General features: G+C 40.4%; 7 protein-coding genes. 2 read left to right on the top strand and 5 right to left on the bottom strand.

The window, feature by feature from the left end; translation table 11 throughout:
- Positions 1 to 3 precede the first annotated feature (3 nt).
- The 3 genes from AACZ87_RS01225 to AACZ87_RS01215 all read right to left on the bottom strand — a co-directional run bounded on the left by AACZ87_RS01225 (position 4) and on the right by AACZ87_RS01215 (position 4,488).
- Positions 4 to 1,260 (bottom strand): DEAD/DEAH box helicase, encoded by a 1,257-nt coding sequence (locus AACZ87_RS01225; RefSeq protein WP_339864063.1) that lies wholly within the window; start codon positions 1,258 to 1,260, stop codon positions 4 to 6.
- 121 nt (positions 1,261 to 1,381) lie between these two features.
- Positions 1,382 to 1,750 carry a hypothetical protein gene (locus tag AACZ87_RS01220; RefSeq protein WP_339864061.1) on the bottom strand — a complete coding sequence of 123 codons (369 nt, stop codon included), beginning with the start codon at positions 1,748 to 1,750 and terminating at the stop codon, positions 1,382 to 1,384.
- A gap of 74 nt (positions 1,751 to 1,824) precedes the next feature.
- Entirely contained in the window at positions 1,825 to 4,488 is a 2,664-nt protein-coding gene (locus tag AACZ87_RS01215; RefSeq protein WP_339864059.1) for a PQQ-dependent sugar dehydrogenase, read from the bottom strand.
- 309 nt (positions 4,489 to 4,797) lie between these two features.
- Here AACZ87_RS01215 and AACZ87_RS01210 point away from each other — a divergent pair, with 309 nt between their 5' ends.
- Together AACZ87_RS01210 and AACZ87_RS01205 are read left to right on the top strand one after the other, a co-directional pair.
- Positions 4,798 to 6,036 (top strand): hypothetical protein, encoded by a 1,239-nt coding sequence (locus tag AACZ87_RS01210; RefSeq protein ID WP_339864057.1) that lies wholly within the window; start codon positions 4,798 to 4,800, stop codon positions 6,034 to 6,036.
- A 5-nt stretch (positions 6,037 to 6,041) separates the two neighbouring features.
- Positions 6,042 to 6,665, top strand: coding sequence for a hypothetical protein (locus AACZ87_RS01205; RefSeq protein WP_339864055.1), 624 nt, complete (start codon positions 6,042 to 6,044; stop codon positions 6,663 to 6,665).
- 45 nt (positions 6,666 to 6,710) lie between these two features.
- On the opposite strand, the gene AACZ87_RS01200 is transcribed toward AACZ87_RS01205, so the two are convergent.
- Positions 6,711 to 9,575, bottom strand: coding sequence for a PD-(D/E)XK nuclease family protein (locus AACZ87_RS01200; protein WP_339864053.1), 2,865 nt, complete (start codon positions 9,573 to 9,575; stop codon positions 6,711 to 6,713).
- Positions 9,568 to 12,786 carry a UvrD-helicase domain-containing protein gene (locus tag AACZ87_RS01195; RefSeq protein ID WP_339864051.1) on the bottom strand — a complete coding sequence of 1,073 codons (3,219 nt, stop codon included), beginning with the start codon at positions 12,784 to 12,786 and terminating at the stop codon, positions 9,568 to 9,570. The genes AACZ87_RS01200 and AACZ87_RS01195 overlap by 8 nt, the downstream gene beginning before the upstream one ends.
- Positions 12,787 to 12,842: the final 56 nt, after the last annotated feature.

Genomic DNA, 12,842 nt, shown 5'->3' with positions numbered 1-12,842 from the left:
ATTCTAATTCGCCTCCTCAATCTTCACCTTCACCTTCTTGACCCGCTCATTTTTCAGTTTGGGTAAAAGTTTCTGCACCAAGTTACTTTTCACGGCAACATAAGATGCAAAGTCCATGATGGTAATCAATCCGATCTCAGCACTGCTCAGCCCACCTTTTTTAGTCAGCATTCCTACGATATCTCCTTTGCTTACTTTATCTTTTTTGCCGGCACTCACATAGAGACAAGTCCATTCCTGAGTAACTGGCGGCACCAACTTCTCCCCTACTTTAAATTCCTCAATGAATTCATCTATATAATCTGGTCTTGACTCATCATTTGCCAAAATCAGATAAGACAAACCCTCTGCATGCATTCTCGCTGTTCTTCCATTCCTGTGAATAAACGCATCTTCCTTAGGAGGCAATTGATAGTGAACCACATGCTTGATCTCCGGTATATCCAATCCCCTTGATGCCAAATCAGTTGCAATCAACAGATTGGTGACTTTGCTTCGAAATCTGATCAAATTCTTTTCTCTGTCTATCTGGTCCAAGCCACCGTGCAAAACCGAGTGGTAGTAGTCGTAATCCTTTAGCAGGGTGCTAAGTCTATCCACTGCATCCCGGTGATTACAAAAAACGATACAGGATTCATTCTGAAATCCTGCTACCAAACGCATCAGCGTTTCCCCTTTTTCCTTGCTTGAACTATGGACAACTTTTAACTCTAGCTTAGACTCAACCACATCCTTTAAAAAATTAATTGTGCGATGGTCTACGAATGGAAGAAAGTCTGGAAGTCTTTTCAACACAGTTGCCGAAGTAAGTAAATGTCTTTGTTGTCCATTTAGCGCTGCAAAAATTACCTTCAGTTGCTCATGAAAGCCCATTTGAAGTGATTTATCAAACTCATCCAAAACCACTGTTTGGATGGTTTTAGGATCAAAAGATTCTCTTTCTATATGGTCAGCAAGTCTTCCTGGCGTACCTATAATTACATCCGGTGATTCAGCCAAGCTATTTGATTCCAATTTGGATGAGTGGCCTCCGTAAACGGTACTCACTCTGAATGGAGTTCTCATGCCTTTGAAAACCTGCTCGATCTGGATCGCCAATTCCCTGGAAGGCACGATAATCAAGGCCTGTACTTCACGCACATTTTCTTTCAGGGAATTCAAAAGTGGAATTAGAAAGGCAACTGTCTTTCCAGAACCAGTTGGAGATAAAAGTACGAGATGGGGATTTTTGGCAGCTCTGGAGATGAACTCAGTTTGCATTTCGTTGAGGCTTTCAATCGAAAGGCTATTGAGATACTGGGTGGTGGAATCTTGTTGTTTTTCTGACACCCCCAAAAGTACCAATTTACTGCGAGGTAAGCGTTCAAATACTTCCTTGGCGTTAAACTTCCTTTCCTTTCACGACCAAATACCAGTCACCTTCTAATGCCAGAAAGCCATAATCGTAGCAATAATGATAGATATTACCCTTTTTGGTTTCGTAGAGATGTGTGAAATATTTGAATTGAAAACCATCACGTAGAAGTCTTTCCCGTGTTGTTTTTGCCATCTCCTCACCTTCAGGAATGATTGATTCCAAAATATTCCGATTCTTTTTCAAGCTGTGATTTACTCTTCGGATGTAATTGGTCGAAAAGGCATTTTGCTGATTGTTGTAGGAATTACGGCATTGATCATCACAGAACTTCTTATCGATTCTGCCTTGAATCACCGCATTACAGTTTAAACAGTATTTTTTCTCTAGTGCCATATACTAAAAAGTTTGACACAATTTAACCGATTAGTTTGAAAAATCAGCATTCAAACTAATCGGTTAAACTTTTCTTACTTCTCAAATTTCAACGTATTCAGATTGAATGTACCCCAAATGGAAATAGGCGATTCAGTCACATAAACGAAATACAGATCTCCATAATAATCGGTATTTGGAACGCTAAAAGGAACTTCAAACCATCCCTCTTTTGGACCGGTTGCAGGTCGGGAGTCTTTGGTAAGCATTCCAGATTCTGCCAAAAGCTCTCCATCCGGTGATCCTGCTCTTACCTGAAGTTTCCCTACCGTATTTCCTGGCATAATTGAAAGCGTGATTTTCTTAATCTGATTGAGATCAATATCTCTAAACAGCAACCAGGAATTATTTGCTGTGAATTGCACATAATGTTCATCCTCAGGATTTGCCCTAGCCACATTTTCAATTCCATCGGCATTGTAGGCAGACACTTTGGTGTTTCTCAATTTCAATTGACTGGTTGTCTTAATAGGCTCAATTCCATTCGCGCCCCTGTCTTCATAAGATGCCTGGACAAGATAAAATCCTTCGGGATCATCCGTATTTTCTATCGAATACTTCCCAGAAGCAGGCAAACCTGACAATGCATTTGGATTAGCTATACTCAATATAAAATCTACCATCTGGCTAACTCTCTTCTCATCGATATGACTATGGGCAGGCATAATCTGCTCTCCCCATACTCCAGAACCGCCATTTCTAACTTTATTAATTAGGTATGATTTAGCTTCTGGGTCATTTTTATATTTCTCAGAAACAGAAGTATAATCCGGGCCAACAGACTCATTGTTTATTCCGTGACAAGCTTTGCACCCAGCTTCATTGATGTACGTCTCGCCTATGCTCAGCACTTCTTCTTGATGTCCCATTTCTATCAGGTCGTAGCCACCTTCTAAGTAGTCAACAGTTACATTGATTTGTGATGGATCTATTTCCCCATCCTCGGTATCATTTGCCGTCACTTCATAATTGACAACTTCTTTATCGAAATAGAAACTCCGATTTGCTTCCCAATCTATGGAAACAGTGGGTGCTTCATTACCGACTTTTATATCCAAAAAGGTATTTGAAGTCTCACCTTTAAGATCAGTTGCTTTTAACTGCACTTTATAAATTCCCGGCTCGCTGAAGGTATGTGTTGGGTTTTCTTCTGTTGAAGTAGTTCCACTTTCACCAAAAATCCATTCCAAACTCACCTGGTCGTCCGTATCAGGATCCTGAGTTCCTGCAGAGGAAAAATTCACTGTTAATGGGGCTGATCCTGAGGTTTTATCGGCGGCTATTTTTGCTTCTGGCTTTCTATTTCCTTCGGAAAAAACGATTCTATACAAACCCGAATCATCATTATTTGCCCGCCAAAAAGTCCCGTATTCCAATACATACAGAGAACCATCTTTGGCGAACTGCATGTCCATAGGCTTTTCAAAATGAGTTTCTGGCATGAAACGCTCCATGGTATCGTATTCAAAATTCTCCGTCAAGCTAACTGTGAAAATCCAGTTTCTCATCCAGTCATAGATGAACAACTTTTCATTGTAATATCCAGGAAATCTAACTTCAGAATCTTCATAATCTTCTCGATAATATACCTGACCAGCCATGGCATTTCTACCTCCTTGACCAAGCATAGGAAATTCTTCAGACTCAGCATAAGGGTAATAAATCAATGCAGGTTTGGCAGCTGGTAAAATCTCCATTCCAGTATTATTTGGAGAGGTATTTTGTGGAGCTTTCGGATCGAATTGAAACAGGCTTTCTCCTGTAGCAAAATCGTATTTCCAATAGGCATAGTTATTTCCTACAAAATATGGCCAGCCGTAATATCCTGGGCCAGTCGCTATGTTGATTTCATCGTATCCTCTAGGTCCTCGACCTTCCTTGTCTTCGGCGCCATCTGGACCCACTTCTCCCCAAAACAAATTACCGTTATGACTATCTATTGAAAATCTAAATGGGTTTCTATTGCCTTTCACATAGATTTCAGGGCGGGTCTTAGGTGTTCCAACCGGAAATAAATTTCCTTCCGGAATAGAATAACCTCCCTCAGGGTTTGGCTTGATTCGAAGGATCGCACCACGCAAATCATTCGTATTTCCTGAACTTCGCTGGGCATCTACATTCTTTGGCTGATCTTGACGCTCGTCAATAGGATTGAAATTACTGGATTCAAAAGGAGTAGAATCATCTCCGATTCCCAAGTAAAGATTTCCATTGGAATCAAATTCCAATCCTCCTCCGGAGTGGCAGCATCCTCTGAAAAGATCTATATCTAAAATTTTCACTTCAGAGCTCAAATCCAACTTATTGTCCACAAAGTCAAATCGAGAAATTCTATTCAAAGCAGCTTCATTTGCTGGAGCATAATAGAGATATAACCAGTGATTCTCTGCAAAATTCGGATCCTTTGCCATTCCCATCAAGCCATCTTCCCGCTCTGGAAAAACATCCAATTCTCCAACTACACTAGTTTCTCCTGTTTCTTCTTGATAAAGCTTAAGCAAGCCATGCCTTTCGATGATCAGCACATCTCCATTGTCCAGCACTTCAATTTCCATTGGTTCATTGAAATTACCCGCTAAAGGGATTTTTGTGAACCTCGATTCATCAGGTTTTACGGTGGCAAATGGATCTTCTTGCTTTTTGTCACAACTCCAAAAACTCAAACTACAAACTGCAAAAAGAAGCAGACAATTTCTCATAGGGCTTATTCAAATTTTATCTTGGCGTGAAGGTATAGAAAACTGAAAAACACGCGACAAGAATATGATTAAAGGTTTGAAATGAAGACAAGAGAGCCTTTCATCCTTAAAAAAACCGATTTAAGGTGCTAATGTTTATTTAAAAATATTGGTAGAATATGGACAGGGAATAGACTCATTGAATTTCAAACTATGCTCCCGAAAAAAAGGATTTAAAAAATATCATATTTTCTCATCTCTTCCTGTAGCATATTATTCTTTGGCTTCGTCTAGCAGATACATACTTTTATAACTCTAAACTAAAGCCAAATGAAATCCTTCTACTACTCCACGATTTTCTTTCTTTCAGTTTTGATATTATCCTCTTGTCAGGATGAAATCACAACATCCTATACTTATCATACTATGTTGCCAGTTTACCTGGAAATGAGCGATGTGAGGGCTAGAATGATTTCTACCGAACCTGCCCAACCTTTGGACAATCCAGGTAAAATATACATTTATGAAGATTATCTGTTTATCAATGAACCCACTGAAGGGATTCACATTCTGGACAATACCAATCCTTCCGATCCTATCAATCTAAAATTCATCCCTATTCAGGGAAATGTAGATCTTGCTATAAATGATAACATCTTATATGCTGATAATTATGTGGATTTATTGGCTTTTGATATCAGCAACTTAGATGATATCAAACTCATCAAACGCGTAGAAGATGTATTTACCCACATGTACACTCATGAGACGGGCCAGATTATCACTTTCAGAGATACCGTAATCACAACTGAAAATGGGGTGTATGAAGGTGGCTGGGTGATGGATTCCAGAATGGGTTTCACAGCAAATTTTGCCGCAGCTTCTCAAAGCTATGGCACTGGTGGATCTATGGCAAGATTCACTCTTTCAAATCAACACTTATATGCGGTGGATGAATCTACCATGCGCGTATTTGATGTAGAAAATCCGTCTGATCCCACTTTTGTGAAGCCGATTGATCTAGGCTGGGGAATTGAAACTATTTTCCCATTTGAGGATAAATTATTTATTGGGTCAAATAGTGGAATGCACATCTACGATGCCAGCACTCCAAGATCACCTACCAGAATGGCCGTTTATGAGCACTTACAGGCCTGTGATCCTGTTGTAGTAAATTCTGATTATGCTTTTGTGACACTGAGAAATGGGAATACGTGCAGAAATGGATCCAATGAACTTCAGGTAATTGACATCAAAAATTTGTACAGCCCAAAACTTATAATGGCTTATCCCATGCTCAATCCACATGGGCTGGGTTTGGCAGAAGATTTTCTATATGTTGCTGAAGGAAATCATGGTTTAAAGAGCTTCAAAGTCAACGATGTCATGGCAATTGACCAAAATCAATTGGAGTTTTTGACTAGTCAAAGGTCAGTTGATCTTATTCCTGGACCAAAGTCTCTTATCGTGATAGGTCCGGATGGAGTATGTCAGTTTGATTATAGCAATCCAAGTAAACTCGAAAAACTAAGCTGTATCCAGGTCAAAAACCCAGTCAAATTTTATTGATCCTAATGCGCAAAACTTTAACACTTGTCTTCGCGAGTCTTCTATTGATCAATTTAGATGGGATGGCTCAGAATAAGGTATATTTTGGCCAGACTGAAATCGGGTTGCTCACCGGACGCAGCCCAGAACAATGGGACGGAAATACTGAAAGACGTACAGATTTCACGCTCATGAGCTTTCATGGCGCACAAATCTTTAAAAATCATGTGGTAGGTTTTTCAGTTGGCTTAGATCAATACGAGGATATTTCTATTATACCAATTGCCTTTGGTTATCGTGGTTTTTTGGGAAAAGAAGGTAAACCGAAAATTTTTGGAGGGTTAGATTTGGGTTATGGTTCGGCTATGCTGGAAAAAAGGGAAGAAACTGAGTGGAGCAAAAGCTGGTATAGAGGAGGATTAATGTTTAGCCCTTCGGTAGGATGCAGCTTTCCAGCCCGAAATGGCAATTCTGCCCTTTCACTTAGCGTGGCATATAAGCGGCAGGACATTACCTATTTCCAAGGAAGCTTAGCCAATTTAGGTACACAGACCATCGCATCGGATCAACTACCTCCTGGATTCAGCTCCTTGAACCAAACTGAAAATTTATATAGAAGTATAGTTTTCAGAATCGGGATTATGTATTGAACTATTTACTTCTCTTTTTCGAGCGAAAATTATCACTATTCAAAATCACCTCCCACAAATCTCCTTGTAAGGACAATAACCACATTTTTTCAAATCATCCGTTTGGTCAAAAGGAACTTCAGGATTGTAGATATCCTCCAAAAGTGATTTCAATCCAGTCTTATATTCCTCCTCAAACTGCCTGTAATCATTTACTTCAACTCCATCTTTTCTAGGCAATTTTACCTGTAAATAGGGATTGAAATCATCCCCAAACATTTCCCTTAGATTGAAAATAGCAGGTTTAAGAGGCAGGGTATTGCTTGGATTTGTAGCCTGATAAATCAATCCATAAAACATCGTTTGCATCGCTGCTTTATTTCGGGACTTATGCTCACGATCAAAAAGTGACTCCACATCAGGGAAAGTCTTATTGTCCTGACCAGATTTGTAATCGATCAGCCTCACAGAACCATTATGCTCATCCACGCGGTCAATGATTCCTTTTAGAGACACAGTTTGAGCTCCAGCTGTGGTTTCAATAGGCAGGCCTGCAGTATATTTTTTCTCTTTCTCAAGAGAAATCAATCTAAATGGCGCAGAATCCTCATCGATTTTCAATATCTGATGCAAATATTTCTGCAGCACATCACGCGCAATTGCCATTTGCCCATTCAGTTTTGTATCTACTTCATCTTCTAAATGGTAGAATTGGCGTATGGCTTTTTCAATTGCCGGAAACACCCAATTCTTATTCAGCTCATCGAAATCTGTCTTTTCCAGCAAAGTTCTATTCTTTCGCTTTGCAAAATCCTGATACAAAATCTCCATGCTCAGGTGAGCCAGATTTCCAAAAACAGCAGCGTCGATCTCCTCACTTACCTCCTGCTTTTCCTGAATATTTGCCAGATATTGAAGGTAGAATTTCAGCCTACAATCCAGAAATACGCTTAGCGCAGATGGTGAAAATGAAGTCTTGGATTGCCCATACTCATCGATCAGATACTTGTCCAACAAGCTTAAAACTTCTGAATCCTTTTGGATCGTAATCGCTTCCGGAGATTTCTGATCGATGGGTATGAAAACAACCTCTTCCTCCATCTCTCTTCCAAGCTCAACTCCCATTTGCTGCATGTAACGGCTCTTTTCTCCTGCTTTTCCCTGATCCGAAGCTGTAGTATAAATCATATGAACTTCCTCCGCACTATGCAATAATCTATAGAAAGTATAAGCATAAATCGAGTCATTCTGCTCCTGCACTGGCAAGCCAAAGGCTTTGCGAATATTAAAAGGAATCATGGAATTCAGACCTGCAGAAGGCGGAAAGCTATCCTCATTCATATTGCAAATGATCACTCGCTTGAAGTCAAGATTTCTTGATTCCAAAACGCCCATGATTTGTAAACCTTGAAGTGGCTCACCTTCAAAAGGCAATTTGACCTCCCGAAAAACCTGACGAAAAAGGCGAATAAAGAATTCTCTATTAATGGAAAGAATATCCTGTCCTGCAAAAATCTCTCGTAATCTCGTTAGTTGCTTGAAGCATTGATACAAATAAGAACGCTGCAAAGGCTCATCTTTCAATCGCTCAGCCAAGGCTTCCATTAGCTTAGCTAGATAGGGAAAAAGAGAATCATTCTCCAACTTTTGGAATATCAACTGATATAACTCTCCTCCTTTGTGAAGCTTTTCTGCCGAAACATGAATCTGGTTTAGAAGCTGCATTTCTTCCATCAAGTTCTCAGCAAATCCTGGATTGGTACTTTTGAGATAGATGGAGCTTAAAAGATTTTTTACTGCAGTATGATAAAACAATACTTTCCCATCCTCTTCTTTGATGAAACGCTGCATCTCCAGCACAGCCTCCAAAAAGGAATAAACCGGCGCATTTTTCACAGGATACCCCATGGTCACGTTCACCTTATCGACTTGCACAGGAAGTGTATGCAATACAGGAAAGAGCATTTGCTCGTCTGGCAAAATTACCACGGTTTCTTCCCATGCTTCCCCAGCTGGAATCTTCTCTAGGATTGCACCAACCAAATTCGCCTGATTGGTCTTTAAAGGAGTTGCGTAGGTCTTGATCCTTGCCTTCCTATCATCAATCTGAGTAGGAATGTGTTCCGGAAAAGTGGGGCCAAAGATCTTGTCCTTTTGATAATCACGGAAAAACAAACCTGCTTCTTGGACTTTATCCTCTAAATAATAGGCATCAATATCCCAGTAAATCTTTGCCTCAAATTCAGTGATATAATGTTTGATCAAGACTTCTTCAGTTCCTGTGAAGGCATTAAACCCCACAAAATGATGTACTTTCTCAGGTCGAGGAATGCTCTCCAAACCCTCCGCAACTTTTCTATACAACATCCCAGAATAAGCCAAACCGGATACTGCAAGTGAAGCCTGAAAACTAGTGTAAAGCGGACTTAGCAATTGCCAGAACTTCAAAAACTTTTCTTGATGATCCCTATCCTGATTTACAAATGATGCCCAAAATTGCCGAATCAAAGCAAGCTGACTCTCGGTCAGAAAACTCAAATCCGACTCTAATTCCTTGATTTCAGACAAATGATGGTAGAGTTTACCAGCATCCGCCATGAACTGATCCACATCATTGAAATCCTTAAGGATCATTTCTCCCCAGAAATAAAATCGATCGAAAGTTTCGGCTTCTGGATTAAGATCCTGGTAGACTCGATACAATTCAAATATCAAGGTCAAATCATCAGCAGGTCTGTTTCCTGCCAGATCATAGAATATCTCTTCGATAGTCTTCACTTCAGGCATCCAAGTAGGTTCGCTGATCAAACTCCCAAGGTGTTGAGTGAAAAATAATCCTGCTCGCCTATTAGGCAGTACGACGGTGAGCTTTTGCAGATCAACTCCACTTTCGAGGATTTCTTTAGCGGTATTTCTTAAAAAACTATGCATTGACTTCCTCGATTACCCCTGTTTCTAAATAACATAAATAGCCCTTAGTTGGCTTCTGTGATAGCTTTGACACCAATTCCATGTATTCTCTCACTTGATTGGCATAGCGACTTTGAGCCTCACCCGTTTTAAAATCCACGATCACAGCTTCATTTTCATTTAGGATAATTCGATCTGGCCTTTTCTGCTTTCCTCCTGGTAAAAGAATCCCCTGTTCTGCCAATAAAATACCTTTGGTGCCAAACCAGGAAGCAAAAAGTGAATCCATAAATAAATGCTCTAATTGCTGCTCGACTAGCTGTTTTTCCTCCTCGTTCAATCTTCCTTCAAAATAGAATGACTGCAAATTCTGTAATGCTGAAGCCTTGTCAGCAGATAATTCAAGGATTTCATGAACTATTAAGCCAAACTTCTGCTTCTTCCGCTGCTCAATTCCTTCCATCGAAAAGTCAACCGCATATTTCTTTAGCGTAAGCACTTCAGCCCAGTTTTTATAGGCCCAGCGAAGTTCTGGAGATTTTCCAGGAAGTATTGATTTCACTTGATTTACAGGCCATTCGCCTAACTCAAATACTTTTGACTCTGAGTCATAATAAGAAATCAAACTTAAATTAGACTCTGGATCGGTATGGGATTGAACCAATTGCTGAAGCTGGACTTCGATTGAATTCGGCGAACCGATTTTCTCCTTGTATGGTATAAAACCAAAAAAGACATCCTCTGCTCGTGTCAGCGCCACATATAGCATATTTAAGCTGTCCAAATAGGCCATCGTAGCTTCATCAGCGTAAGTAGCGCTGAAGTCAGAATTCGCTAAATCCCCACTTAATGTCAACGGAATAATAGCAGAGAGCCCTTTCTCTCTATCCTCAAATGGTGACCACACCACATTGCCCTTCGTAATATCAAAGATTGTCCACTTCAGGAAGGGCATCATGACTACCTTAAATTGAAGACCCTTTGACTTATGAATTGTGAGAATTCGCATCGCATTATGACCATCAGGGATTTTGACGGTGCGCTTAGTCTGATTGATTTCCCACCATTCCAAGAAACCGCTCAAATCCGCCCTATTATTGGCTGTGAAGTCATAGACAGCCTCTTTAAATCCTGAGATATAAGCCTTTTCCAGGCCCAACTCCATCAATCCAAGCACTTTGATCAACTCCTCCAGAGCTTCCATTAGAGGCAGCTGAAGCATCAAAATTTCCTTTTCCTGGAATTGCTTAACCTGCTTTTCCAGAAAGACTGGCATCTTATCCAAAGCAAACAATTCGTGGTCTACGGGAGCGTCCATTAGCACCGCCAGATAATACCACATGGTTTTGTACTGAACTTTATCGGCAGGATTATGCAAGTAATTGAAGCCAGAAACAAGTGCTTTCACCGAAGCCGACTTATTTAGATACATAGACTCATCGGAAAGTACATCGAAGCTGTATGCGGTGTCTGGATGCTCCGCAGCATAGTTCATCATGCAATCCGCGATGGCTTCACCCTCTGATCTTGTTCTCACCAGAAAAGCGATATCCTCCAGTTCATATCCATGATCCTGCAACTCCATGACCTGCTCAGGCAATTTTCCTAGAACGATCTCATCGAACTTACCCACCTCTTCTTCATCCTTGGGATCGATAAATTCCAGTTTAACCTTTCCCTTAAAAGCTGACTTTTCTTTTTTAGGAGAAATTTTCTGAAAGGAATCGGCATAAGCTTGCGAAAGAATTTGTGCATTTTCAACTCCATAACTTGAACCCAAAACCTGCTCCATTGCCTGTGGCAAGGCCTTAAAAACCGCATTATTGAAGTTGATGATATTAGGAAGGCTGCGGAAATTCGTGTCCAGATTCTCCAATTGTATGCTTTCCTTTCCAATTTCATCCTCCACCTGTGAAAGCAATAATTTCATCTCACCACCTCGCCAGCGATAGATCGATTGCTTTACATCTCCTACCAATAAATTGGTGTGGCCTTGCCCAAGGGAATTTTCTAACAATGGTTTGAAACTATCCCATTGAAAACCTGAGGTATCCTGAAATTCATCAATCAGGTAGTTCTTGTACTGATTGCCGACTTTCTCATAGATGAAAGGCGTATCATTTCCTTTGGTGATTTCCTTTAGAAATTCATTTGCATCGGAAATAAGTAGAATATTTTCCTCGTCTTTGATTAGCGTAAGTTCGTCTAGAAGATTCCTAAAAACCCCATAGACATAGCTGTTCTTTGCAATGGCCTGAAGTGTATTCCACTTGCCTGTAAGAACCAAAATTTGATGTAGAATCTGATTTAAGCCTTGATCGTAGGCTGATAGAATAGCATCAATCTGTTTACTTGACTTCGAAAACCAAGAATCTGGGTTATCAATTTTTCCTTGTTGAGAATCCGAAAGAATTGGTAGCGGCTGATTTCTATCTCCGAATTTCTCAAACAGTTTCGCAAAAGATCTAGAGCCTCCGGCAAAATCCGTCCATTCCAATCCATTTGTAATGCGAATAGCCTCTGCTTGTTTGCCTAACTCCTTTGATAAGTTGACAATCTCATTTTTACGCTCCCTTACAAAAGACTGTAGTAAAGTGATATTTTCTTTATCCTTCAGAAACTCCTTGATTTCAGGAGCATATTTTTTAAAATCTTCCTGAAAAATCTGCTGACCTAAGCCCCGGATATTTCGTCTAATGTCCCAGGATTTTCCATTTTGGATTTGCTCGTAGGCATAGTCCACCAACCACTTGTGCAGAAATTCATCCTCCATTACAAGCATTACTACCCGATCCACCACGCGCTCCAAAACTGCAGTTTGATCCAATTCCACATCAAATTTGGCATTTAGGTCAATCTCCCGGGCAAAGGCTCGCACCACTTTTTGGAAGAAACTATCGATGGTACTCACAGAGAATCTTCCATAATCATGAAGAATCGCAGTGAGCGTCTGCTGAGCCAATAGTTTTAGGCCGGCTTCATCAACTTTCAAGGAGCTCAACAATTCAGAATCCATCTTTTCATCAGGATTTACATGATTCCGCAGTCGTTTTAGTTCCTCAACGATCCTCTCCTTCATCTCCTGCGTAGCTTTATTTGTAAAAGTCACCGCAAGGATTTGCTTAAAGGCATGAGGACTTTGCAGTGCAAGTTTTAGATATTCCAGCGTCAGCGTGTAGGTTTTACCCGAGCCGGCGGAGGACTTGTAAATGATGAAAGGTTTTTGATCCATAAGGGAAAAAGTAATGGAACTAAGATAAGGAAAGGCGTGAGTTTAAAGGCAATTGT

The organism is uncultured Algoriphagus sp. (genome assembly GCF_963974365.1).
Taxonomy (GTDB): Bacteria; Bacteroidota; Bacteroidia; order Cytophagales; family Cyclobacteriaceae; genus Algoriphagus.
The sequence above is the reverse complement of the archived record's forward strand: the minus strand, read 5'-3'. Positions and strand labels throughout refer to the sequence as shown.

Coding starts and splice junctions, on each gene's coding strand:
- AACZ87_RS01225 (WP_339864063.1), bottom strand. CDS start 1,260: ATGCAAACTGAGTTCATCTCCAGAGCTGCCAAAAATCCCCATCTCGTA.
- AACZ87_RS01220 (WP_339864061.1), bottom strand. CDS start 1,750: ATGGCACTAGAGAAAAAATACTGTTTAAACTGTAATGCGGTGATTCAA.
- AACZ87_RS01215 (WP_339864059.1), bottom strand. CDS start 4,488: ATGAGAAATTGTCTGCTTCTTTTTGCAGTTTGTAGTTTGAGTTTTTGG.
- AACZ87_RS01210 (WP_339864057.1), top strand. CDS start 4,798: ATGAAATCCTTCTACTACTCCACGATTTTCTTTCTTTCAGTTTTGATA.
- AACZ87_RS01205 (WP_339864055.1), top strand. CDS start 6,042: ATGCGCAAAACTTTAACACTTGTCTTCGCGAGTCTTCTATTGATCAAT.
- AACZ87_RS01200 (WP_339864053.1), bottom strand. CDS start 9,575: ATGCATAGTTTTTTAAGAAATACCGCTAAAGAAATCCTCGAAAGTGGA.
- AACZ87_RS01195 (WP_339864051.1), bottom strand. CDS start 12,786: ATGGATCAAAAACCTTTCATCATTTACAAGTCCTCCGCCGGCTCGGGT.